We start from the raw sequence: 24,139 nt of genomic DNA, 5'->3' as shown, positions 1-24,139 counted from the left end.
GGGGCCTCATGCATGAGTAAGTAGCGAGGCGACACAAGTTCCCGAACCTGTACAAGAAAGGATCTATAGTACAAGAGCTGACAAGGATAGTCGCTTCCTTGCTACGAGGCCGTTCGTTGTAGGAACCGTACCTTTGACTTTGTCAGAAATGTGGATCCAACCCATCTATTTCGGGCAAACTCCATGGTTTCCAACTGTTCGCCAAGGCCTTTTCCATGACTCCTTCGTCTTCGGTTGACGAGCAAAGTTTCCGCAAACTCCTGAGCCGCAATATCAGCCTGCCGTTGGGCATGGGTGCCCTTAGTGCGGTGTTTTTCATCGTGCTGATCACCTATCTGCTGTCTGTGATCCAATGGGTCGGGCACAGCGATCGGGTGATCAGTAATGCCAACGAAGCCATCAAGCTGAGTGTGGACCTGGAAACCGGCATCCGCGGTTATCTGTTGAGTGGGGACGAGCACTTCCTTGACCCCTATGAGATCGCCAGGCCACGTATTGCCGTCGCGCTTGAGACGTTGCTGGAATTGACAGCCGATAACCCCATCCAGACCGAGCGGCTGCACAAGGTGCAAGCACTCCAGACGGAGTGGGCCAATTACGCCCAGAGCATGATCGAGCTGCAACGCAGCCGCGGCGATTATCGGGGCGCGGTGAAGGCCGGGCGCGGCAAGCGCCTGACGGATGAAATCCGCAAGACCTTTGAAGACATCGTCGAAACCGAGCAGCAGTTGCGTACGGCACGCAACGAGGAGGTACGGACCACCACAGTCTGGAGCATCACCCTCTATTTGCTGTTCGTTGCCGCTGTCAGTGGATTGCTGGCCTATGTCGGAAGGCGAGATCTGTTGAGCCTGTCCAACAGTTACGGCGCCAGCCTCAGGACTCAGCAAGAGAGTGCCTTGCACCTGGAGAAACAGGCTTGGCTGCGTAATGGTCAGACCCAACTGGCCGAGCAGGTGCTGGGGCAACTGACTCTGAATCTGTTGGGGCGCAACATCCTGCAGTTCTGCGCCAAGTACCTTGGTACCGCCGTCGCTGCACTGTATGCGCGGGAAGAAAATGGCGTGCTCAAAAGGGTCGCCACTTATGGCCTTTCCCGGGAGGACGACGAACAGCATCAGGTGATCGTTGCCGGCGAAGGCATCGTCGGCCAGGCCGTGCAGCAGGGGCGTCTCATTTGTCTGGACCATGTCCCCGACGATTACCTGAAGGTCAGCTCCGGGCTGGGGCACGGCTTGCCCAACAGTGTGGTGGTGGTGCCGACCAGCGACGACGACCGAATCAATGGCGTCATCGAACTGGGCTTCCTGCGTCCCTTGACCGAGCGTGATATCGAACTGCTGGAACTGATTGCCGGTAACGTCGGCACCTCCATCGAAGCAGCCCGTTACCGGCAGCGCCTGCAGGAAGTACTGGCGGAGACCCAGCAGTTGAACGAAGAACTGCAGGTCCAGCAGGAAGAACTCAAGACCGCCAACGAAGAGCTTGAAGAGCAGTCGCGCATTCTCAAAGAGTCTCAGGTTCACCTGGAGGCCCAACAACAGGAACTGGAACAGACCAACGAACAGTTGGCCGAACAACGCGATGCCATGGACCAGAAGAACAACGAGCTGAACCTGGCCCAGCTCCAATTGCAGGAACGCGCCGAAGAGTTGCAGCGTTCGAGCAAGTACAAGTCCGAGTTCCTCGCCAACATGTCCCACGAGCTGCGGACGCCGCTCAACAGCTCGCTTATCCTGTCCAAGCTGTTGGCGGAGAATCCGCAGAATAATCTGAGCGAGGAACAGGTCAAGTTTGCCGAATCGATCTATTCCGCCGGCAACGATCTGCTGAACCTGATCAACGACATTCTCGATATTTCCAAGGTCGAGGCCGGCAAGCTGGAGGTTCGCCCGGAAAATACCGGCGTGTCGCGCCTGGTGGAAGGCTTGCGCGATCTGTTCAAACCGCTGGCGGCCGACAAGGGGCTGGGCTTCGAAGTCCAGGTGCTGCCCGATGCGCCAGCGATGCTGTACACCGACCGCCAGCGTCTGGAGCAGGTCCTCAAGAACCTGTTGTCCAACGCAGTGAAGTTCACCGAACAAGGTACCGTGAGCCTTTCCGTGGCCGGCCAGCCGGGTTCAGGCATTGCCTTCCTGGTGCGGGATTCGGGTATTGGCATCTCCCCCGAACAGCAGCAAAGCATCTTCGAGGCATTTCGCCAGGCCGACGGCACTACCAATCGCCGTTACGGCGGTACTGGCCTGGGGCTTTCGATCTCCCGGGACCTGGCAACCTTGCTGGGCGGCTCGATCTCCGTCTCCAGTGCGCCGGGGCAGGGCAGTGTGTTCACGCTGGTGTTGCCTGAGTATTATGTCGAGCCCGGGGAGACTCCGGTGGAGCCGCGGACCTTCACACCAACAGCCGCTGTGCCAGCCTCCGTGACCAATGCGCCGGCAACCACCTCGGCACCGCTGGTTGCCCAGGTGGAGCCCCCCATTGCCAGCTTCGCCGATGACCGGGACAAGGCGCCGTTCAACGGCCGTTGCATCCTGGTGATCGAAGATGAGCCCAAGTTCGCGCGGATCCTTTTCGACCTCGCCCATGAATTGGGTTACCAATGCCTGGTGGCCCACGGTGCCGATGAAGGCTTTGACCTGGCCTTGCAACTGGGCCCCGATGCGATCCTGCTGGACATGCGCTTGCCCGATCATTCCGGGCTGACGGTGTTGCAGCGGCTCAAGGAGCAGGCCGAGACCCGGCATATCCCGGTGCACGTGATTTCCGTCGAAGACCGTGTCGAAGCCGCGATGCACATGGGTGCCATCGGCTATGCGGTCAAGCCGACCACCCGTGAAGAACTCAAGGACGTGTTCGCTCGCCTGGAAGCCAAGCTGACCCAGAAGGTCAAACGGGTGTTGCTGGTGGAAGATGATGATCTGCAGCGTGACAGCATTACCCGCCTGATCGGCGACGAGGACATCGAGATCACCGCTGTTGGCCTGGCCCAGCAGGCCTTGGATCTGCTGCGGAGCAATGTCTACGACTGCATGGTCATCGACCTGAAGCTGCCGGACATGTTGGGCAATGACCTGCTCAAGCGCATGTCCACCGAAGAGATCTGTTCATTTCCGCCGGTGATTGTCTACACCGGACGCAATCTGACCCGCGATGAAGAGGCAGAACTGCGCAGGTATTCGCGCTCGATCATCATCAAAGGCGCCCGCTCACCAGAACGACTGCTGGACGAGGTGACACTCTTTTTGCACAAAGTCGAATCCCGGTTGTCCCATGAAAGGCAGCGGATGCTCAAGACAGCCCGCAGCCGGGACAAGGTGTTCGAAGGCCGCAAGGTGCTGCTGGTGGACGACGATGTGCGCAACATATTTGCACTGACCAGCGCTCTGGAGGCAAAAGGGGCGGTCGTGGTCATTGGCCGTAACGGCTACGAAGCGATCGAGCGCCTCAATGAAGTTGAAGACATCGACCTGGTGCTGATGGACGTGATGATGCCGGAAATGGACGGTTTCGAAGCAACCACGCGTATCCGCAAGGACCCGCGCTGGCGCAAGTTGCCGATCATTGCCGTGACGGCCAAGGCCATGAAGGATGATCAGGAGCGTTGCATCGCCGCCGGTTCCAACGATTACCTGGCCAAACCGATCGACCTCGATCGTCTGTTTTCGCTGATTCGCGTGTGGTTGCCGAATATGGAAAGAATTTAGTGGAAAGAGACACCGACATTGAACTGCGTTTGCTGATCGACGCGATCTACCTCAAGTACAGCTACGATTTCAGGGATTACTCCGGCGCGTCCATCAAGCGCCGGGTCCATCATGCGTTGAGCCAGTTCGAGTGCCGGACCATCTCGGCGCTCCAGGAACGTGTGCTGCACGACCCGGGCATGTTCATGCAATTGTTGCAGCTGTTGACGATCCCCGTCAGTGAGATGTTCCGCGACCCCACACACTTCCTGGCGATTCGCCAGGAAGTGGTTCCGCTGCTCAGGACCTATCCGTCGCTCAAGATCTGGATCGCCGGTTGCAGTACAGGGGAGGAGGTCTATTCCATGGCGATTCTGCTGCGTGAAGAGGGCCTGTTGGACCGCACGCTCATCTACGCCACCGACATCAATCCCAGGTCGCTGGAGAAGGCCAAGCAGGGCATTTTTGCCTTGGAGAACGTGAGGGCCTATACCCAGAACTATCAGCTGGCCGGGGGGCGGCGATCGTTTGCCGATTACTACACCGCCGCCTACGATTACGCGATGTTCGACAAGACTCTGCGTGAGAATGTGACCTTTGCCGATCACAGTCTTGCGACGGATAGCGTCTTTTCAGAAACTCAATTAATTTCTTGTCGTAATGTATTGATATATTTCAATAAAAATCTGCAAGATCGTGCGTTCGGGCTGTTCCATGAGTCCCTGTGTCACCGTGGTTTCCTTGTGCTGGGCAGCAAGGAGACGCTGGACTTCTCGATATTCGGCAAGCAATTCGAGCCGTTGGTCAAACAGGAACGGATCTATCGCAAGCTATGAACCAGACAACCGACAGATCCGGATCCGCAATAGAAGCCATCGCCATTGGGGCATCCGCCGGCGGCGTGGAGGCCCTGCTCAGACTGTTCGGGCCCCTGCGCAAAGGTTTCCGTTTGCCTGTCCTGCTGGTGCTGCATCTGCCCAACGAGCGCTACAGTCAGTTGGCCCAAGTCCTTGATCATCGTCTGGCGATACCGGTAGAAGAGGCTCGGGACAAACAGGACATCCGGCCCGGCACTCTGTATGTCGCCGCGCCAGGCTACCATTTGTCGGTCGAGGCCGATCGCAGCCTGTCGTTGAGCCTGGAGGAACCGGTGCACCATTCGCGGCCCTCCATCGATGTGTTGTTCGAATCGGCCGCCGACGTCTATGGCTCGAACCTGCTGGCAATCGTACTGACCGGGGCTAACGACGACGGCGCCCGAGGCTTGGCCAGGGTCAAGGAACTGGGTGGCATCACCGTCGTCCAAGACCCCGCCGAAGCCCAGGTTTCGACCATGCCGGAAGCCGCGCTGGCTCTGCACGAGCCCGACCATATCCTCACTTTGCAAGGCATCGGCCAATTGTTGGCTGGGCTGGAATGAACCACATGCCACGAGATATTCAAGCCAAATTGCTGGTCGTCGATGATCTGCCGGAGAATCTGTTGGCACTGGAGGCCCTGATCAAGGGTGACGACCGCAAGGTCTACAAGGCTCAGTCAGCTGATCAGGCGTTGTCCCTGTTGCTGCTACATGACTTTGCCCTGGCCATCATCGACGTACAGATGCCGGACATGAACGGCTTCGAACTGGCCGAGCTTATGCGGGGGACGGAGAAGACCCGTAGCATTCCGATCATTTTTGTCAGCGCCGCCGGCCGTGAGCGCAACTATGCCTTTACCGGCTATGAAAACGGTGCGGTGGACTTCCTGCACAAGCCACTGGACACCCATGCGGTCAAGAGCAAGGTCAATGTGTTCGTGGAGCTCCATCGTCAGAAGAGGGCGGTGAAGGAGCAGGTCGTCGCCCTGGAACAGAGCCGTCGGGAACAGGAAGTGCTCCTCCAGCAATTGCAGGCCACCCGCAACGAACTAGAGCAGGCGGTGCGGATGCGCGACGATTTCATGTCGATCGTCGCCCACGAAGTGCGCACGCCCCTTAACGGCCTGATTCTCGAAACACAACTGCGCAAGATGCACTTGGCCCGGGACAATGCTGCAGCGTTCAGCCTGGATAAGGTGAAGGCGATGGTCGAGCGCGACGAGCGGCAGATCAAGAGCCTGATCCGGCTGATTGAGGACATGCTGGATGTGTCGCGCATTCGTACCGGCAAGTTGTCCATCCGCCCGACCCGTTTCAACCTCTCGGCCTTGGTGGAAAACCTGCTGCGCAATTTCCAGCCGCAGATCGTGGCTGCCGAATCCGCGTTGAACTACTCCGCCGAGCCTTTGGTGGAGGGACTGTGGGATGAGTTTCGGATCGAGCAGGTGGTGTCGAACCTGCTGACCAATGCATTGCGCTATGGCGGCAAGAGCCCGATCGATGTGCGCGTCTACAAGACGCTCGAGCATGCCTGCGTAGAGGTCCAGGACCGCGGCATCGGTATCAGCGAGGAGAACCAGAAACGCATCTTCCAGCAGTTCGAGCGGGTGACCTCCAAGGCGGTTGCCTCCGGCTTGGGCCTGGGCTTGTTCATCTCCGAGCAGATCGTCACCGCCCATGGGGGAACCATCACGGTCGACAGTCGAATCAACGAAGGCGCGTTGTTCCGCGTTTGCCTGCCCTTGCAGGGCGCCGTCCTTCCGAAAAACGTTGCATTGACGCAACCTCTGAATGGCCCTACGGTCGTATCAGCAGCTATTGATCGAACGAAGGCTTCTCATGAGTGAAGATGCGCAAGATGTTGTACTGCTCGTCGAGGATGACGAGTCGATCATGATGATATTGTCCGCCTATCTGTCAGGCGAGGGCTATCGGGTGCTGCAGGCCGAGAATGGCGAAAAGGCATTCGAAGTCCTGGCAAGCAAACCCCACCTGGACATGATGATTACCGACTTCCGCCTGCCGGGCGGCATTTCCGGGGTGCAGATCGCTGAACCCGCAGTCAGGTTGCGTCCGGATCTGAAAGTGATCTTCATCAGCGGTTATGCCCAGGAAGTGCGCGACACCGACAGCCCCATCACCCGCCAGGCGCCGATCCTTGAAAAACCGTTCGACCTGGACGAACTGCAAGGCATCATGCGCTCGATGTTGTCCTGACGTTCTTGAATTCACCCCTGGATCCCTGTGGGAGCGAGCCTGCTCGCAAATGCGATGGTCCAGCTTGCCGCTGTGGTGAAGGTACAGCCGCTTTCGCGAGCAAGCCCGCTCCCACCATTTCTGTGGCGTCCATAGATTCAGCGTCAACGTCATACCCGGTGTGGGAGCGGGCTTGCTCCCACAGGGATGTACTTCAGGCCCCGATCATCTCCCGAACCTTGGCCGTCAACAGGTCAAACGTGAAGGGCTTCGTGATCATTTGCATGCCCTGGTCGAGAAAGCCTCCGCGTACTGCCGCGTGTTCGGCGTAGCCGGTGATGAACAGCACCCGCAGGTCCGGGCGGATCTGCCGGCCGACTTCCGCCAGTTGCCGGCCATTCATGCCCGGCAACCCCACGTCGCTGATCAGCAGATCGATGCGCTGGCCTGACTGGAGAATCGGCACCGCACCGTTGGCGTCGCTGGCTTCAAGGAAGGTATAACCCAGTTCGCCCAGTACCGAGCTGACCAGTACTCGCACTGCCGGATCGTCTTCGACGATCAACACGGTCTCGCCGGCCTGTGCCGGGGCCGCATGCTGCTTGTCGACTGACGACTCGGGGGTTTCTTCGCCCAGGAAACGTGGCAGATAGAGACTGACAGTAGTGCCTTTGCCGACATCGCTGTCGATTGCCACGTGGCCACGTGATTGCTTGCTGAATCCATAGATCATCGACAGGCCCAGTCCAGTGCCCTGGCCGATGGGTTTGGTGGTGAAAAATGGATCGAACGCGCGATTGATGACCGACTCGGGCATGCCGCACCCGCTATCCTGCACGCTCAGTACTACATAGTCGCCGGGTTCGAGGTTGGTGTACGCGTCAGTGAAGCCGGCGTCCAGATGCTTGTTGAGCGTGCGCACCACCAGCATTCCGCCTTCCGGCATGGCATCTCGCGCGTTGAGTACGAGGTTGAGCAGGGCACTTTCCAATTGGTTGGGATCGGCCTCGGCGATCCAGAGCTGCTCGTCCAACCGCATGTCCAGCCGGATGCTTTCATTGAGGCTGCGCTGAAGCAGCTCCCCCATGGACAGTACCAGCGTGTTCATCTGCACGGCCTTGGAATCCAGCGACTGGCGTCGGGAGAACGCCAGCAGGCGATGGGTGAGGCCGGCTGCGCGGTTGGCCGAGGTCACGCCCAGGTCGATCAGGCTGTCCAGGTCTTCGGTGCGACCCCGGGCCAGGCGCCTGCGCAGCAGTTCGAGGCTGCCGATGATCCCGGTCAGCATGTTGTTGAAGTCGTGGGCGATGCCGCCAGTCAGTTGGCCGACCGCTTCCATCTTCTGCGATTGGCGCAAGGCTTCTTCATTGTGGCGCAGTTGAGCGGTGCGCTCTTCTACCTGCTGTTCAAGGGTTTCGAGAGTGTTTTGCAGGCGCAGCTCACTGTTGCTCAGATCGATCAGGCGTTCCCGAGCCTCGTATTGCCTTCGTCGACCACGCAAGGCGGTGGTGACCAGGCTGACCAGGGTTACTGGATGGAAAGGACGTTCCAGGAACGTTACGTTGCCCAGTTGCATGCCGATACGTGCCGCCGGGTTCTGTTCAGGACCACCGTGATGGGTCAAAAGGACGATGGGAAGGTCGGACCAGGCCGGTTGTTGCTCAATCTGCAGGAACAACGCCTCCAGGTCCGGCCCCACCAAGGCTTCCGACGAGATGACCAGCAGGCCGGCGCCATGTTCGAGCTCTTCGCACAATTGCCCCAGATGACGACAAATGAGGCCGGTGAACCCGGCTTCGTTGAGGATCATCATGGCGATCTGGCTGTCCCGCCCCAGCGGTGCGAGGATCAGTGCCCGCTCCGACAGGGGCTCGAACAACATCACTGGAGCTCATCCCTGAGCAGTGGATGGTCCGCTCCCATATAGGTCGGTACTCCACGCAATACGCCTTGGAACGCTTCCAGCGGTTCACCGATCGTCATGCCTTGCCCGCTGATGCGATATTCGCGGATCGTCGATTCGTGGCTGCCGGTGCGTTTCTTGATGATGGAAATCGCCCGTCGGACCTTGCCCAGCGCTTCGAAATAACGCAACAGAATCACGGTGTCAGCCAGATAAGTAATGTCCACAGGCGCCTGCATGTCGCCTACCAGGCCATGTTGCGCGACGGTCATGAAGGTCGCTGCGCCCTTGCGATTGAGGTACAGCAACAGCTCATGCATGTGCAGTACCAGAGCGTTTTCTTCCGGCATGGCGGCCTGGTAGCCGTTGATGCTGTCGATGACGACGGTCTTGATGTCACCTTCGTCGACGCAGCGACGTACCCGATGGGAGAACTCACCGGGAGACAACTCTGCGGCGTCTACCTGTTCGATCAACAGGTTGCCGGTTTGTTGCAGCGACTTCAGGTCGATGCCGATATTGTTCATGCGTTCGAACAGCAGGCCCAGCTCTTCGTCAAATATAAACAGGGCAGCCTTTTCGCCGCGCTCTACGGCCGCTGCGGCGAAAATCAGCGAAATCAGCGACTTCCCGGTACCTGCCGGCCCCAGGATCAAGGTGCTTGACCCCGTCTCGATACCTCCACCCAGCAGGGCATCCATTTCCGCGATGCCACTGGACAGTTGTTGACGCAGGTATTGCCCGCGATGCTCGGCCGCCACCAGGCGCGGGAAGACATGAAGACCGTCCCCCATGATGGTGAAGTCATGAAAGCCGCCGCGGTATTTTTGCCCGCGATACTTGACCACCCGGATCCGTCGCCGTTCGGCGCCATAGTTGGGTGTCAGTTCTTCGAGGCGAATTACCCCGTGGGCGACGCTGTGCACGGTCTTGTCCAGGGATTCGGTGGTCAGGTCATCGAGCAGCAAGACGGTGGCATCGTAGCGCACGAAGTAATGCTTGATCGCCAGGATCTGCCGGCGATAGCGCAGGGAGCTCTGCGCCAGCAGGCGGATCTCCGACAGACTGTCGAGTACGACCCGGGTCGGCTTGACCTGTTCGACCACCTCGAAGATCTGCCGCGTCGCTTCACCCAGCTCCAGGTCCGACGAATACAGCAGGCTTTGCTGATGCTCGGCATTGAGCAGGCTTTCAGGCGGCGTCAGTTCGAAAATGTGGATGTTCTCGTCCAGCGTCCACCCGTGGGAGGTCGCGCCTTGACGCAATTCACGCTCGGTTTCCGAGAGCGTGATGTACAACGAGCGCTCGCCGGCTTGGGCGCCGGCCAACAGGAAATGCAACGCGACCGTGGTCTTGCCAGTGCCAGGTTCCCCTTCCAGCAGGAACACATGACCGCGGGACAAGCCACCGGAGAGGATATTGTCCAGTCCTTCGATACCGGTGGCGGCTTTGGCGTCGATCAACTCGTTCAATGTAGACAAAAATAGCCCCCTCATGGCCAGGGAAGTAAAGCAGGTTGAAGTGTCTGAATACTTGACCCTTGGCGGAGATAGCGGTTCCACTTGTCGCTACAAAACTGGTGAAGTTGTACAACTCTGCAGGCGCTGCCGAAGGCTGCGATCTCTTGATCTTGGCTTTGATCTTGACCTTGATTGGCTGGCGTTCGCTCAGGATTCAATTGTCTGGGGAAAGATCGCAGCCTCGTTGCACTCGGCAGCGCCTACAGTGCGTCTACAAGCCCTGCTGCAGCACTGGATCGTCGGGGTTCAACTGCTCCAGTTTCGCTAGCAGGATCTGTACATTCTGCAACTGCCCGGTTTCCTTCCAGTAGTTGATCAGCAACACCCGAGCCTTGCGGTCTGCAGGGTAGCGCTGAACAATTTCCTGCAACTGTTTCTGCGCGGCTTCCAGCTCCTGCTCGGCATGCAGGGTGGTTGCCAGGTCGTAACGGTAATGACGATTGTCAGGCTCGAGTTCAACGGCTTTTGCCAGGCCGAGCACCGCGTATTCGCTCTGGCCATGTTGCAACAACCACATGCCCAGCGCATGTTGCAGGTAAGCCGACTGTGGTTGGGTTTGCAATTGTTTTGCGAGTAATTGTCGCGCGGCTTCGCCCCGTCCCAGTTTGTCGAGCACTTCGATCTGCATGACCACTGCCGGCAGGTTGTCCGGCTGCAGGCGCAGGGCTTGCTCCAAAGCTTGCTGGGCCTTTTTCAAGTCGGCGTTGTGTTGGTAAAGGCGGGCGAGTTGATAGAAGGAACCGGTGGTTTGCGGACCGTCTTGAAGCTGCTGTTCCCAAGTGTCAATGGCCAGTTGCATGGCGCCGAAGTACAGGCCAAGGTCATCCGGCGAGAGTCCCAGCAGCGCATTTACGGCCGCAAATCGCACGCTGGGGTCGTCATCGTCAAGCAACGGCCCCAGCAGCAGACTGCGCTGCCCCGTCGGCACCAGCCCGGCAATGCTGCCGATGGCCGCCCGACGTACATCCGCCGATTCGCTGTGCAGATCCGCATCCGCCAGTTTCAGGGCCTGAGGACTTGGGTAGTTGGGCAGTTCGGCGTGCAGCCACACCCGCCGCTTGGGCGAGAGGTCCGGACGCCCGAGTTGCTGGTAAAGCCTGCGCGCCGCTCCCGGCTGTCCGTTGCGGGCGCTTTCCAGGGCTTCACTGTAACCACGCTTGATCGCTTCGGGGATTTGCGGCGTGGTGCTGCGTAGCCACGCCGCGACAAGACCGATCAACAACAGGACACAGAGGCTGAGGAGCAGATAGCGACGGCGAGGCGAGAGCATGCAGGGAATCCATTACCAGAAGCTTGAAATGTCGCAAGCTTCGGTCAGGTGAGGGCCTGAGTCAAACCCTGAACTATGGATTGAACCCTGTGGAGCAGGCTTGCTCGCGATGGCGTCGGATCTACGAGGTTGATTTGTTGGCTGGCCTGTGAAGATGGTATGCCAGTCAGTATGGGTTATGTCGAATTAATATAAACCGCTGTCAGATCTGACAGTGTTTGTGTTGCGCTGTCGTGTGCTCGAATGAATTTGCAAGACTAACGGCCCGTTATCGAGGGTCGTTGAGGCATCGGTCTCGTCAGTTGTTGCTGGTAAGTCTGGTAGGGACAATTTTAATCATTGGATTGACAGGAGTTGACATGAAGAGCGCATCGGAAACGGATAGAAGTGTCGAGCATGCTGCAAAGAAGGGAGCGGGTTTTGCATTCGCTACATTAGAGAATCTGAAGTTCACTGATATCAGAGGGGAGTTTGAGCATGGAAACGTATATATGATATTCGCCTTGAATGACGGCGAGTACGGCATAACTCAGTTCATTGAGGTGTCTGTCATGCGCGACGGCCTTCAGAAAAAAGAGATTATCTTGCCATCGCCTTACGTTCGAAGTTGGATACGGTTCGGTGCTTCGCAGGGGACAGCGACAGGAGGGAGAGTCGTATGCAAATGGGATGAGGCCAATTTGCACGCCGTCGGTGAGTTTGAATTGATTGCTCCATTCAACGAGACGAAGATCTTGAAGGGAACTTTCGACGTTACCGTTCCTGGTAACACGTAAATCAATTTATAGGGTGATGTTGCAAGCCAAGCGGACACTCTTGAGACTTGCAAGGTGAGCTCATTATCTTCGGGCGCTATCAGCCAGACAAAAAAGCCCCGCGTCCAAATGAACGCGGGGCAAAAAATTGGTTGATTGCGGTCAACCAAAGGGGCTCGGTGTGAACGGTCGGTCAGTTGCTGGCGACGGTTTCAGGCTGCCAGCCGCCGCCCAGGGCCTTGTAGATCGCGACGATGCCGCGGTACAGGTCAACTTCAGCCTGGGCCTGAGTGTCTTCGGCGGCGAGGCGTTCGCGCTGGGCGTCGAGCAGCACCAGGAAGTCCACGGTGCCTTCGCGGTAGCGGATTTCGGCCAGGTCGGCGGCGGCACGGCTGGATTCGCTTTGGCGGATCAGCGAAATCAGGCGTTGCTGGCGTTTGCCGTAATCGCTGAAGGCGTTCTCGGATTCTTCCAAGGCCAGTAGCACCTGCTGTTCGTAAGTCGCCAGGGCGCCATCGGCCTCGGCATTGGCGCCGCGCAGGCGAGCCCGCACGCTGCCCAGGTCAAAGGCCGCCCAGGTAATGCTCGGACCCAGCGCCCAGGCGTTGGCTGCCGAGGACCCGATTTGTGAACCACGCCCTGCGGTAAAGCCGAGGAAACCGCTGAGGCTGACCCGTGGAAACAGGTCGGCCTTGGCCACACCAATGCGCGCTGTGGCCGCTGCCAACTGCCGTTCGGCTCTGAGAATGTCCGGGCGACGTTGAAGCAATTGTCCCGGGTCGCCGATCGGCAGGGCCTTCGCGATGGCCGGCAGATCCTTGGGGCTCAGGTCTACGCTCAACTTGTCCGGACGCTCACCCAGCAAGGTGGCGATGCGGTTGCGCTGACGCACCTGCTCGGCCTGTAACTGCGGCACGCTGGCTTCTACCGAGGCCAGGCGTGCGTCGGCACGGACCACGTCGAGCTGATCGCCTACGCCGGCATCGCGCAGGCTTTCGGTAATCTTGCGCGAGGCCTGCTGGTTCTGCAGGTTCGCCAGGGCGATCTTTTCCCGCAGCTGGGCGCCGCGCAGTTGGCCGTAGGCGTCCACCAGTTCGGCGATCATTGTCACCTGCAGTTGGTAGAGATCAGCCTCGGCGGCCTGCTGATCGGCGTCGGTGGCTTCCAGGTTGCGCTGGATGCGCCCGAACAGATCCACTTCCCAGGCCATGTCCAGGCCCAGGTCGTAGCGCTCGGTATTGACCCGGTCGGTGGTCTGACCCGGAATCTGGCCTTTGCCCAGGTTGCTGCTGGCGCGACTGGTGATGGTCGGCATGATGTCGTTGCTGGCGTCGTCGCGAATGGCCCGGGCCGCCCGCAGACGAGCGAAGGCGACGCGCAACTCGCGGTTACCTTCCAGGGAACGGGACACCAAAGCGTTGAGCGTCGGATCTTCGAACTGCTGCCACCAGACGCCCTCGAAACGCGCCCGGTCGAAGTTCTTCTGGCCGGCGGCGCCGTCCGTGGCGGTGGTGATGTTCGCCGCCTCGGTTTGCGGTGCCTTGTAGTCGGGCCCTACGGCGCAGGCACTCAGCGCCAGGACCAGCAAGCTCGGCACAAACACTTTCAAGCTTAATGTTGCCAAGCTCATTGTTGCGTCTCCAGTTTCAACGCCCGGGCCGCCTTGCGGGCCTCGCTGCGCTCGACGAAGTTACGGATCAGTACATAGAACACGGGGGTAAGCAGCAGGCCGAAGAAGGTCACGCCCAGCATGCCCGAGAACACCGCGACACCCATGGCGTGACGCATTTCCGCACCGGCACCGCTGGAGAACACCAGGGGCACCACACCCATGATGAAGGCCACGGAGGTCATCAGGATCGGCCGCAGACGCAGGCGGCAGGCTTCCAGGACCGCTGCCAGCGGGTTCATTCCCTCGAGCTGTTTATCCTTGGCGAACTCGACGATCAGGATCGCGTTCTTGCAGGCAAGTCCCACCAGTACGATCAGGCCGATTTGGGTAAAGATGTTGTTGTCGCCACCGGACAGAATCACCCCGGTAATGGCGGACAGCAAAGTCATCGGTACGATCAGGATCACGGCCAGCGGCAGGCTCCAACTTTCGTATTGTGCCGCGAGTACCAGGAACGCCAGCAATACGCAGAGCGGGAACACGAACAGTGCGGTATTGCCCGACAGGATCTGCTGGTAGGTCAGGTCGGTCCACTCGTAGGTCATGCCGTTGGGCAATTCTTCCTTGAGCAGCTTCTCGATGGCTTGCTCGGCCTGGCCGGAGCTGTAGCCTGGAGCGGCGGCACCATTGATTTCAGCGGTGATGAAGCCGTTGTAGTGCATCACGCGGTCCGGTCCCGAGGAGTCGCTGACCTTGATGAAGGTTGCCAGCGGGATCATCTCGCCACGGTTGTTGCGCACCTTGAGTTGGCCGATCTGGTCCGACTCGAGGCGGAATTGCTGCTCGGCCTGGACGTTGACCTGGTAGGTACGGCCGAAACGGTTGAAGTCGTTGGCATACAGCGAACCCAGGTAGATCTGCAGGGTGTCGAAGATGTCGCTGATGGCCACGCCGTGGGTCTTGGCTTTTTCCCGGTCGATGGCGGCATCGACCTGGGGCACGTTCACGGTGTAGCTGGTGAACAGCCCGGCCAGCTCAGGCACGCTGCGGCTCTTGGTGATGATGTTCATGGTTTCCTTGTACAGCTCGTCGTAGCCCAGGTTGCCCCGGTCTTCGATTTGCAGGCGGAAGCCACCGATCGTGCCCAGGCCCTGTACCGGCGGCGGCGGGAAGATCGCCATGTAGGCTTCCTGGATGTTTGCGAACTGGCCGTTCAAGGCGCCAGCAATGGCACCGGCCGACTGGCTCGGGTCCTTGCGCTCGTCGAAGGGCTTGAGCGTCACGAACACGATGCCGGCGTTCGGGCTGTTGGTGAAGCCGTTGATCGACAGGCCAGGGAAGGCCACCGCGCTTTGAACGCCCGGTTGCTTGAGCGCCAGGTCGGACATGCGCTTGATCACGTCCTCGGTGCGGTCCAGGCTCGCGGCATCCGGCAGTTGGGCGAAGGCCACCAGGTATTGCTTGTCCTGGCCGGGTACGAAGCCAGTCGGGGTATTGGTGAAGCCGAAGAAGGTCAACGCCATCAGGCCCGCGTAGACGAACAGGGCGATGCCGCTGCTGCGGATCACGCGGCCTACAGCGCCCACGTAGCTGTGGCTGGCCCGGTCGAAGAAACGGTTGAACGGGCGGAACAGCCAACTGCCCAACAGTGCATCAAGGAACTTGGAGAAGCGGTCCTTGGGGGCGTCATGGCTCTTGAGCAGTACCGCGGCCAAGGCCGGCGACAGGGTCAGGGAGTTGAATGCCGAGATCACGGTGGAAATGGCGATGGTCAATGCGAACTGCTTATAGAACTGCCCGGTCAAGCCACTGATGAAGGCCGCCGGAACGAAGACCGCGCAGAGCACCAGTGCGGTGGCGATGATCGGGCCGGTCACTTCGCCCATGGCGCGCTTGGTCGCTTCCACCGGAGTGAGGCCGAGGCCGATGTTCCGTTCGACGTTTTCCACCACGACGATGGCGTCGTCCACCACGATACCGATGGCCAACACCAACCCGAACAGCGAAAGCGCGTTCAGCGAGAAGCCGAACAGGTGCATCACGGCGAACGTACCGATCAACGACACTGGCACGGCCACCAGCGGGATGATCGAGGCACGCCAGGTCTGCAGGAACAGGATCACTACCAGTACCACGAGGATCAGCGCTTCGAACAGGGTGTGGACCACCGCCTCGATGGAGCCGCGAACGAAGATCGTCGGGTCATAGACGATGCTGTAGTCCATTCCCGCCGGGAAGTTCTTCTTCAGCTCGTCCATCTTGGCATGGACGTCGTTGGAGATCTGGATGGCGTTGGAGCCTGGACGCTGGAAGATCGGGATCGCCACCGCCGGCTGGTTGTCGAGCAACGACCGCAGCGCGTACTGGCTGGAACCCAACTCCACTCGCGCAATGTCTTTCAAACGGGTGATTTCACCGTTGGCGCCGGAACGGATAATGATGTTCTCGAACTCTTCCTCAGTCACCAGGCGACCCTGGGTATTGATCGAGAGCTGGAAAGCCTGGGCATTCGGCGCCGGTGGCGCACCCAGGGCACCAGCCGCAACCTGACGGTTCTGCTCGCGGATGGCGGTGACCACGTCGGTGGCGGTCAGGTTGCGCGAAGCGGTCTTGTTCGGGTCCAGCCAGACCCGCAGGGAGTAGTCGCCCATGCCGAACAGTTGCACATCACCCACGCCGCCCAGGCGCGCCAGCTCATCCTTGATGTTGAGCAGGGCGTAGTTGGACAGGTAGAGCATGTCGTAGCGTTTGTCCGGCGAGGTCAAGTGCACGACCATGGTCAGGTCGGGCGACGCCTTGTCCACCGTGATGCCGATCCGGGTCACTTCTTCCGGGAGCTTGGGCTCGGTCCGGGTGACACGGTTCTGCACCTGAACCTGGGCGTTGTCCAGGTCGGTGCCCAGGGCAAAGGTGATGGTCAGGGTGATCTTGCCGTCAGCGGTGGATTGCGAGGACATGTACAGCATGTTCTCGATGCCGGTGATGGCTTGCTCCAGGGGCGCAGCCACGGTTTCACCGATGACCTTCGGGTTGGCGCCAGGGAAGTTGGCCCGCACGACCACCGTAGGCGGCACGACTTCGGGGTATTCGCTGATCGGCAATTGGAACAGCGAGATGGCGCCGGCGATCAGGATCAGCAGCGAAAGCACCGCTGCAAAGATCGGCCGTGAAATGAAGAACTGGGAAAATTTCATCTTGAGTTCAGTTCCTTAACCGCGTGGGGTCGCAGTGGCCAGCTTTCCCGCCACAGTGGACGTCGCCTTGGACGGCGCGACCTGGGGCAGGTTGCTGGCTTCGAGCGCTTTGCGTTGTTGAGCCAGAGCGGCGAGGGTCTGTTCGCTGGCCATCGGCACGGTTTCAGGCGTGACCGGTGCCCCTGGGCGAACCCGTTGCAGCCCTTTGACGATGATGGTGTCGTCCTTGCTAAGGCCGCTACGCACGATGCGCAGGCCTTCGATCTTCGGCCCCAGCTCGACGGGGCGATACGCTGGCTTGTTGTCAGCGTCCATCACCAGCACGAATTTCTTGCCCAGGTCGGTGCCTACGGCTTCATCGTTGATCAGCACGGCGGAGTAGGTGCCGCTGCCCACCAGCTTCAGACGGGCATACAGGCCTGGGGTGTAGGCGCCGTCCTTGTTGTCGAACACGGCGCGACCACGGATGGTACCGGTCTGCGGGTTGACCTGGTTGTCGATGAAGTTCATCTGGCCCTGGTGCGGGTTGCCTTCCTCGTTGGACAGGCCCATGTAGACCGGCGTGGCCTGGCCGCGCTGGCCCTGGCGGGCGAGTTGGGTGTATTTGAGGAAGACACGTTCGTCAGCGTCGAAGTAGGCGTAGACCTTGTCGGTGGAAACCACGCTGGTGAGTGCAGTCACATCGGCGGTTACCAGGTTGCCTGCGGTGATTTCAGCGCGGCTGACACGACCACTGATGGGCGAAGTGACCCGCGTGAAGCTCAGGTTCAGTTTGGCCAGATCCAGTTGCGCCTGGATCGCCGCGGCGGCGGCACGGGCTTCCTGGGCGGCGCTGGTACGCGAATCCGCCAGTTCGGCGGAGATGGCATTGCTCTGGCGCAGGCGTTCGCCACGCTGGGCTTCATTCTCGCTGCGGGTGGCGGTGGCGCGTGCCTGGGCCAGTTGGGCTTCGAGACGACGCACCTCAGCCTGGAAGGGGCGAGGGTCGATCTGGAACAGCAGATCGCCTTTCTTGACCAGCGCACCTTCGGTGAACGCCACATCGTCGATCTGCCCCGATACCCGTGGACGAATCTCGACGGTTTCCGGTGCTTCGAGGCGTCCGGTGAATTCGTCCCATTCGTTGACCGGCTGCTCCAGTACCTTGGCCACACTGACTTTGGCGGCCGGCATGGACGCTGCCGTATCAGGTGTCTTGCCACAGGCGCTTATCACCAGCACTGCCAACAGTGCGAGGGGAAAACGTAGTTTTGAAAGTGAATGGTCCATGGATAGCATCCGCCAATTGTATTGAGATGGGCGGATGATGCGTGGCCGGGTGCGGGGGAACGAATCGAATGAAGCAAAGGTAACTATCATTCGGAATGATATAAGGCGATCAAAAACTGCCCAGCTGCGGATCTATGGCTCTGTAGGAGCTGCCGAAGGCTGCGATCTTGTCCCCGACGATTGAGTCGCAAGGCGAAGAATCAAGATCAAGATCAAAGGATCGCAGCCTTCGGCAGCTCCTACCGTGGCAGATAGAGGTCATGCACCCGGTCGATGGTACCGTCCTCGCGCAGCGCTTCAACGGCGTCGCGCAAAGCCTCGACCATTTTGGCAGAGCATTGCTTCGAACAGGCCAGGTAAAGGTCGGCGTGACTGTTGACCGGACTCATGAGCAGCTTTCGCTTGGATACCTTCGGCCAGATGTAACGGCTTTCCGGAACGCCGTTGAACCAGGCATCGATGCGCCCCATCAGGAGCATCTGTGCGGGATTGTCGCCAATGGTCAGTCGATGGATCTGATCATCCCTGAATCCCTCGGCGCGCAGAATATCTTCCTGGGCACTGCCCAGGCCGACGCCGATTTTCTGGTAGGTTTCCTTGGCTTCGGCAAAACTGCTCACTTGTCGCTCGAGGCTGAAGAAAGCCCGGTCCATCGGCATGACAGAGGCTATCCAGGTGAAGCGGTCTTCACGACTGGGGATGCGTGACAGGGGGGCAATCAGGCGATCCCGCTCCTCGCTGACATGTTTTTGTGCCCTGGCCCAGGGCAGCACACGGATGTGCACTGCGTAACCCGCCTTGGTCATGGCCTGCACGGCGATATCGCCAACGATGCCATAGCCTCTGGGATCGTTGACGAAGGTCAGGGGGGGCGCGTCGAGGATGTGCAGTTCAATCGGTCTGGGCTCGCCGTGGGCGGTGGGCGCGAGCAGCAATGATAACAACAGGCATAACCGGGAAAGTGCTCTTGAACGAATATTCAACACGCAGATGATCCGGCTCATGATCGATACTTCAGGCATTGAAAAGTAGGTGCGGCATTCTACGTGGGGCCGGCGTCGTGAAACAGCGTTGCGCTGATTATGAATCATTCGATGCGGCGTTCCCGAAGATAGACCCGCCGCGATCGTTTCATCCGCACATCCTGCTGTTTATTGCCTCGACCTTAATGGTTGCTCTGAAGGTATAGATCATTTGGCCGCGAGAGGCCTTGCGTTTTGATTCCGGGTTGGCGGAAGGGGGTGGACGATCGTGTATCCGACAATCCGGAAAGCAACGCTGCGGTCGTCGCGGATCATCTAGGCATTTGCAACTTTCCCACTTCAGAACCGCATATCCTTGCCGATACAACGCTGGCAGTTCAAACCGTGCGGGCGCTTCAGAGCTGCCTGCCGACGCTCCCTCAAGGCGTTCATGCGCCAGCGTCTACTACGATTTTCGCCGGCTGGCTCCCAAGCCGACCTCAGGTAATGAACCATGTCAGCCCATCCCAGGACCGAGCTGGATAGCGCCCTTGCCCTCTGCAAGGGCAGTTTTCTTGCCGTCGGTTTTTTCAGTTTTTTCGTCAATTTGCTGATGCTGGTTCCATCTTTCTACATGCTGCAGGTGTATGACCGTGCGGTCGGCAGCGCGAGCCTGTCGACACTGTTGATGCTGACCCTGATCATGTTGTTATTGATGACCACGATGGGCGGCCTGGAGTGGGTGCGCTCACGGATCATGGTGCGAGTCAGTACGCGCCTGGACTCGTTGCTTGGGCAGCGTCTGTTCGACGCCAGCTTCAAGCAGGCACTCACGACCTGCGGTATGAACGCTTCGGCCCAGCCGTTGAGCGATCTGAGCGGCTTGCGTCAGTTCCTGACCGGTAACGGGCTGTTTGCTTTTTTCGATGCGCCCTGGATTCCGATCTACCTGGGCGTCATGTTCATGTTCCATCCCTGGTACGGTTGGATGGGGGTATTGAGCGCGTTGTTGCTGGGGGCGTTGGCGTTCGTCAACGAGAAACTCACGCGCTCACCGTTGCAGGCCGCGAACCGCGAACAGATGACGGCCACCGCCTTCATAAACAAGAGTTTGCGCAATGCCGAAGTGGTCGAATCCATGGGCATGCTTGCAAGCCTGCGTGAGCATTGGAGCCGGCGGGTCCACGGGGTCCTGGTCCTGCAAAGCCTGGCCAGTGATCGCGGTGCAACCATTGCGGCGGTATCCAGGACATTCCGTCAGATTGTCCAGTCCCTGGTGTTGGGCCTGGGCGCCTATTTGACGATCACCCACCAGATTTCGCCCGGGCTGATGATTGCCGGTTCCATTTTGCTGGGGCGAGCGTTGGCGCCCATCGACCAACTGATCGGCGTATGGAAAGGCTTTCTCGGGGCGCGTTCGCAATATGCCCGGCTCCACGAATTGCTGGTCAAGGTTGCTGTAGATCCCGAACGCATGCCACTGCCTGCGCCGCACGGGGCAATTCGTGTCGAAGGGTTGTCAGTCGGTGCCCCCGACGCTCGCAAACCGATCATTCGCGGCCTGGACTTCCAGGTTGCCGCGGGGGAGGTGGTGGGCATCATTGGCCCCAGCGGTGCGGGGAAATCTACGCTGGCCCGGGCACTGCTGGGGATCTGGCCAAGCCAGGCCGGTACCGTGCGCCTGGACGATGCGGACATCAGCCAATGGCGTCGCGATGAACTGGGTCAGTACATCGGCTATTTGCCCCAGGACATCGAATTGTTTGAGGGCACCATCAGCCAGAACATCTCGCGTTTCGGCCCGGCAAACGCGCCTGCGGTGGTCGCTGCCGCGCGCATGGCCGGCGTGCACGAGCTGGTGCTGCAATTGCCCGAGGGCTACGACACCGTGATCGGTGCCAATGGCGGCGGATTATCCGGTGGCCAGCGTCAACGCGTTGGCCTGGCCCGTGCCTTGTATGGCGAACCGCGTCTGGTGGTCCTCGACGAGCCCAACTCGAACCTGGATGACGCCGGCGAAAAAATGCTCGCCGAGGCCCTGCGCAAACTCAGGCAGAGCCGGGCCACGGTATTTGTCATTACCCATCGCTCCGGGGTGCTGGCCCAGGTGGACAAACTGCTGGTGCTCAATCAGGGCGAACTGAGTCTGTTCGGCCCACGGGACAAGGTCCTGGCGCGATTGCAGGGCGTTGCGTCCGCAGTTCCCCCGGCCACCGTGATTTAATCGTAAGCAGCGGATAAAAACTTTCATGCAGAACAGTCAGCACTCATCCGCCCACATGTCCGCGCTACCGATCGATGATTTACCGGCACGGCGCATCGGCTACCTCATGTTGTTGGTGACGTTCGGTCTGTTCGGAGGCTGGGCCAGTCTGGCGCCGCTCGGCAGTGCCGCGTTGGCGCCGGGCGTGGTCACGGTCAAGAGCTATCGCAAGACCGTACAACATCTTGAAGGTGGCATCGTGCGCGAGCTGCGCGTTCATGACGGCGACCGGGTGAATGCCGGTGATGTGTTGCTGGTGCTCGACAACACCCAGGCGCGCTCGGAGATGGAAGCCATGCGCAGCCAGTTGATCGCTGCGCTCGAGTTGCTGGCCCGACTGGAGGCTGAGCGGGACGCACTGTCCGAGCCGGCAGCCGTGCCAACCCTGGATCCCACTGATCCGCGAGTGCGTGAGGCTCGCGACAGCGAAGCACGAATCTTTCAGGCTCGACGGAATTCGTTGCAGGGTGAAATCAGCCTGCAGGAAAAGACTATCGGACAAATCGAAGAGCAGATTCGCGGGTTCAAGACCATCATCGCCAGCAAGCAGGTGCTGGCGGCATCCTATCAGGACGAAATCGTCGACTTGCGAGCGCTACTCGCCGAAGGCTACGTGGACAAGCAGCGGTTGCGTGAGCAGGAGCGCAGTCTCTCCCGATTGCAGACTGAAATAGCCGAAACTCAGTCCCAGATCGCCCAGGCGCGGGTCAATGTCGACGAGGCGACACTGAAGATACTGCAACTGAAAAAGACTTTCGCCAGCGAAGTTGCAGGCCTGCTGGGTGATGCCCGCACCAAAGTGTTCGAACTGCGCGAACGGCTGGCAACCCTGCAGGACCGTGATCAACGCACTGATATCCTCGCACCCGAGTCGGGCATGGTCATGGGTATGACCGTTCACACCTTGGGCGCGGTGGTCAGTCCAGGCACAGCGCTGCTCGATATCGTCCCGGCCAACGAAGAGCTGATCGTCGAGGCGCAGGTTTCACCAATGGATATTGATCGCATCGCAGTGGGCAAGTTGGCGAACATTCGTTTCAGTGCGTTCAAGAACAGCACTACGCCGGTCGTCGAAGGGCAACTGGTGCAAATATCTGCTGATCGCCTGGTTAACAAGGACACTGGTATGCCGTACTACCTGGCCCGGGTGGCCATGACCGAGAAGGAGCGTCAGGCGCTGGGCGGCCTGATCCTGGTGCCGGGCATGCCGGTCGAGGTGCTGATCAATACCGGAGAGCGGACGCTGTTGCAGTACTTGATGCAGCCTGCGAGCAATGCGTTCGCCCGTTCGTTGATCGAGGACTGACATGAAGTTCCTGATCGCGTTTTGTCTGCTTGTCATGCCCCTTGGCGCCATTGCCGACGACACGTATATAGACCTGTGGCAGCTCCATCAGGAGGCGCAGGGTACCGATCCGCGTATTCTGCGGGCGCAAGCCCGTATCCACAGCGGGAAGGGCAACGAGCGTGCGGCCTTTGGCCAGTTGCTGCCACAGCTCAATGCCAGCGGCAGCGTCAATCGCGGTCGGCGTGACGACGACCTGAGCCGTATCCAGTACAACGGCAAGCGCATGGCCGTGGCGCTCAGCCAGGTGATATACGACCCGCAGGTCTGGCGCAGTTACCAGAAGTACGTAGAACTGGCCCGACAGAGCGAATACGAATCCGACGATACCCAGGTGCAGTCCAGCATCGACCTGTCCGAGCGCTATTTCGCCGTGCTCGCGGCGGAGGACGAACTGTCCCTGGTGCGCAGCGAGCTGGACGCAACCGAGCGAAACCTCAAGCGCGTCAATGCGCTGTATGCGCGGCAGATGGCGATGGTGACTGATACCCTTGACCTCGAGGCGCGAGTGGATGCGCTGAAGGCGGATGAGATCGAGGCCGGCAACAAAGTCCAGGTCAGTCGGGAAGCCATTTCCGAATTGGTGGGGCGTGATGTCCAGGAGCCCTTCAAGCGTATCGGCGACAACCCTGCCTTCAGTCTGCCGGCGCAAGCCCCGGACTATTGGGTGCAGACGGCACTCGACAGCAACCCGGCACTGCATGCCCGTGAGCACAGTATCCGTGCCGCCGAGGCGGCTATCGGCGAAGCCAGGGCCGGCCATCTGCCCCGCCTGGGTCTTAACCTGACAGCGCAACGCAGCGATATCGGTTATGAGGGAGCGGTGACGCCGCGCTCGGACAACCTTGTCGCTTCCCTTGATTTGCAGATGCCGCTCTACAGCGGCGGATCCACCAGTGCCCGGGTATCGACGTCCGAAAGCGACAAGGAAGTCGCCCAGCAAGAACTGGAAGCCTTGCGGCGCCAGGTGATCAAGGAAACCCGCACCGCCTATCTCGGGATGTCGGCCGAACTCAGCCGGATCAAGGCAACGCGCCACGCGCTGGAGTCCGCTGAGAAATCACGGACGGCCACGGAGAAAGCCTTCGGATATGGCGTCAAGAATGCCGTGGATGTCCTGGACAGCATCAAGGAAGAGTTTCGCGCACGACGTGATTTCTATCAGTCCCAGTACCGCTTCGTCACCAGTCTGCTTGTATTGCATCGTTGGAGCGGGAGATTGGGGGACGGGGATATTCGTCAAGCCAATGAATGGCTTGTTGCGCCAAGAAAATAGCGTCAGAATTGCACTATTGATATCAGGGTGAT

The 24,139-nt window shown here is 59.7% G+C and carries 16 protein-coding genes; 9 read left to right on the top strand and 7 right to left on the bottom strand.

What is annotated here, in order from left to right; translation table 11 throughout:
* The first annotated feature begins 215 nt into the window (after window positions 1–215).
* Genes QZH45_RS16905 through QZH45_RS16885 form a run of 5 tightly spaced genes read left to right on the top strand, consistent with a single transcriptional unit; the run spans window position 216 to window position 6,759 of the window.
* Window positions 216–3,704 carry a response regulator gene (locus QZH45_RS16905; RefSeq protein WP_055135636.1) on the top strand — a complete coding sequence of 1,163 codons (3,489 nt, stop codon included), beginning with the start codon at window positions 216–218 and terminating at the stop codon, window positions 3,702–3,704.
* Window positions 3,704–4,519, top strand: coding sequence for a CheR family methyltransferase (locus QZH45_RS16900; protein ID WP_024781051.1), 816 nt, complete (start codon window positions 3,704–3,706; stop codon window positions 4,517–4,519). The genes QZH45_RS16905 and QZH45_RS16900 overlap by 1 nt, the downstream gene beginning before the upstream one ends.
* Window positions 4,516–5,103, top strand: coding sequence for a chemotaxis protein CheB (locus QZH45_RS16895; RefSeq protein WP_024781050.1), 588 nt, complete (start codon window positions 4,516–4,518; stop codon window positions 5,101–5,103). Before QZH45_RS16900 ends, QZH45_RS16895 begins: the two co-directional genes overlap by 4 nt.
* Before the next feature lie 5 nt (window positions 5,104–5,108).
* Window positions 5,109–6,389, top strand: coding sequence for a hybrid sensor histidine kinase/response regulator (locus QZH45_RS16890; RefSeq protein ID WP_053194156.1), 1,281 nt, complete (start codon window positions 5,109–5,111; stop codon window positions 6,387–6,389).
* Window positions 6,382–6,759, top strand: coding sequence for a response regulator (locus QZH45_RS16885; protein WP_024781048.1), 378 nt, complete (start codon window positions 6,382–6,384; stop codon window positions 6,757–6,759). The genes QZH45_RS16890 and QZH45_RS16885 overlap by 8 nt, the downstream gene beginning before the upstream one ends.
* Window positions 6,760–6,952: 193 nt before the next feature.
* Here the strand turns inward: QZH45_RS16885 and QZH45_RS16880 are convergent, their stop codons facing one another.
* The 3 genes from QZH45_RS16880 to QZH45_RS16870 form a co-directional block, all read right to left on the bottom strand.
* Complete coding sequence (locus QZH45_RS16880; protein WP_392396956.1) at window positions 6,953–8,620, bottom strand: response regulator; 1,668 nt, start codon at window positions 8,618–8,620, stop codon at window positions 6,953–6,955.
* The gene (locus QZH45_RS16875) at window positions 8,620–10,122 is read right to left on the bottom strand and encodes an ATPase domain-containing protein (RefSeq protein ID WP_024781046.1); all 1,503 of its coding nucleotides are present in this window, start codon (window positions 10,120–10,122) and stop codon (window positions 8,620–8,622) included. The genes QZH45_RS16880 and QZH45_RS16875 overlap by 1 nt, the downstream gene beginning before the upstream one ends.
* Before the next feature lie 250 nt (window positions 10,123–10,372).
* Window positions 10,373–11,431: a tetratricopeptide repeat protein gene (locus tag QZH45_RS16870; protein ID WP_024781045.1), complete on the bottom strand. Its 1,059-nt coding sequence runs from the start codon at window positions 11,429–11,431 to the stop codon at window positions 10,373–10,375.
* Window positions 11,432–11,790: 359 nt separating this feature from the next.
* On the opposite strand from QZH45_RS16870, the gene QZH45_RS16865 reads away from it, so the two are divergent.
* The gene (locus tag QZH45_RS16865; RefSeq protein WP_024781044.1) at window positions 11,791–12,207 is read left to right on the top strand and encodes a hypothetical protein; all 417 of its coding nucleotides are present in this window, start codon (window positions 11,791–11,793) and stop codon (window positions 12,205–12,207) included.
* A gap of 172 nt (window positions 12,208–12,379) precedes the next feature.
* Here the strand turns inward: QZH45_RS16865 and QZH45_RS16860 are convergent, their stop codons facing one another.
* From QZH45_RS16860 to QZH45_RS16845, 4 genes are all read right to left on the bottom strand, one after another.
* Window positions 12,380–13,816 (bottom strand): efflux transporter outer membrane subunit, encoded by a 1,437-nt coding sequence (locus QZH45_RS16860; protein WP_024781043.1) that lies wholly within the window; start codon window positions 13,814–13,816, stop codon window positions 12,380–12,382.
* A complete protein-coding gene (locus tag QZH45_RS16855) occupies window positions 13,813–16,992 on the bottom strand; it encodes an efflux RND transporter permease subunit (protein WP_024781042.1) in 3,180 nt (1,059 codons plus the stop codon). The genes QZH45_RS16860 and QZH45_RS16855 overlap by 4 nt, the downstream gene beginning before the upstream one ends.
* Window positions 16,993–17,007: 15 nt before the next feature.
* On the bottom strand, window positions 17,008–18,261 hold the full coding sequence (gene mexE / locus QZH45_RS16850) for a multidrug efflux RND transporter periplasmic adaptor subunit MexE (RefSeq protein WP_024781041.1): 1,254 nt from the start codon (window positions 18,259–18,261) through the stop codon (window positions 17,008–17,010).
* Window positions 18,262–18,500: 239 nt separating this feature from the next.
* Window positions 18,501–19,265: a substrate-binding periplasmic protein gene (locus tag QZH45_RS16845; RefSeq protein ID WP_024781040.1), complete on the bottom strand. Its 765-nt coding sequence runs from the start codon at window positions 19,263–19,265 to the stop codon at window positions 18,501–18,503.
* Between the two features lie 472 nt (window positions 19,266–19,737).
* Here QZH45_RS16845 and QZH45_RS16840 point away from each other — a divergent pair, with 472 nt between their 5' ends.
* The 3 genes from QZH45_RS16840 to QZH45_RS16830 are packed head-to-tail and all read left to right on the top strand — an operon-like array spanning window position 19,738 to window position 24,107.
* A complete protein-coding gene (locus QZH45_RS16840) occupies window positions 19,738–21,447 on the top strand; it encodes a type I secretion system permease/ATPase (RefSeq protein WP_024781039.1) in 1,710 nt (569 codons plus the stop codon).
* A 25-nt stretch (window positions 21,448–21,472) separates the two neighbouring features.
* Entirely contained in the window at window positions 21,473–22,792 is a 1,320-nt protein-coding gene (locus QZH45_RS16835) for an HlyD family type I secretion periplasmic adaptor subunit (RefSeq protein ID WP_055135800.1), read from the top strand.
* A gap of 1 nt (window position 22,793) precedes the next feature.
* Entirely contained in the window at window positions 22,794–24,107 is a 1,314-nt protein-coding gene (locus QZH45_RS16830; RefSeq protein WP_053194158.1) for a TolC family outer membrane protein, read from the top strand.
* The last annotated feature ends 32 nt before the right edge of the window (window positions 24,108–24,139 follow it).

The organism is Pseudomonas corrugata, from assembly GCF_050920615.1.
GTDB lineage: Bacteria > Pseudomonadota > Gammaproteobacteria > Pseudomonadales > Pseudomonadaceae > Aquipseudomonas > Aquipseudomonas corrugata.
Note: the sequence above shows the minus strand (reverse complement) of the source record. Positions and strands in the feature narration are given on the sequence as shown.

What these genes read in the sequence shown, in the direction of transcription:
- QZH45_RS16905 (WP_055135636.1), top strand. Translation starts at nt 216, where the DNA reads ATGACTCCTTCGTCTTCGGTTGACGAGCAAAGTTTCCGCAAACTCCTG.
- QZH45_RS16895 (WP_024781050.1), top strand. Translation starts at nt 4,516, where the DNA reads ATGAACCAGACAACCGACAGATCCGGATCCGCAATAGAAGCCATCGCC.
- QZH45_RS16890 (WP_053194156.1), top strand. Translation starts at nt 5,109, where the DNA reads ATGCCACGAGATATTCAAGCCAAATTGCTGGTCGTCGATGATCTGCCG.
- QZH45_RS16885 (WP_024781048.1), top strand. Translation starts at nt 6,382, where the DNA reads ATGAGTGAAGATGCGCAAGATGTTGTACTGCTCGTCGAGGATGACGAG.
- QZH45_RS16880 (WP_392396956.1), bottom strand. Translation starts at nt 8,620, where the DNA reads ATGTTGTTCGAGCCCCTGTCGGAGCGGGCACTGATCCTCGCACCGCTG.
- QZH45_RS16870 (WP_024781045.1), bottom strand. Translation starts at nt 11,431, where the DNA reads ATGCTCTCGCCTCGCCGTCGCTATCTGCTCCTCAGCCTCTGTGTCCTG.
- QZH45_RS16865 (WP_024781044.1), top strand. Translation starts at nt 11,791, where the DNA reads ATGAAGAGCGCATCGGAAACGGATAGAAGTGTCGAGCATGCTGCAAAG.
- QZH45_RS16860 (WP_024781043.1), bottom strand. Translation starts at nt 13,816, where the DNA reads ATGAGCTTGGCAACATTAAGCTTGAAAGTGTTTGTGCCGAGCTTGCTG.
- QZH45_RS16855 (WP_024781042.1), bottom strand. Translation starts at nt 16,992, where the DNA reads ATGAAATTTTCCCAGTTCTTCATTTCACGGCCGATCTTTGCAGCGGTG.
- mexE (WP_024781041.1), bottom strand. Translation starts at nt 18,261, where the DNA reads ATGGACCATTCACTTTCAAAACTACGTTTTCCCCTCGCACTGTTGGCA.
- QZH45_RS16845 (WP_024781040.1), bottom strand. Translation starts at nt 19,265, where the DNA reads ATGAGCCGGATCATCTGCGTGTTGAATATTCGTTCAAGAGCACTTTCC.
- QZH45_RS16840 (WP_024781039.1), top strand. Translation starts at nt 19,738, where the DNA reads ATGTCAGCCCATCCCAGGACCGAGCTGGATAGCGCCCTTGCCCTCTGC.
- QZH45_RS16835 (WP_055135800.1), top strand. Translation starts at nt 21,473, where the DNA reads ATGCAGAACAGTCAGCACTCATCCGCCCACATGTCCGCGCTACCGATC.
- QZH45_RS16830 (WP_053194158.1), top strand. Translation starts at nt 22,794, where the DNA reads ATGAAGTTCCTGATCGCGTTTTGTCTGCTTGTCATGCCCCTTGGCGCC.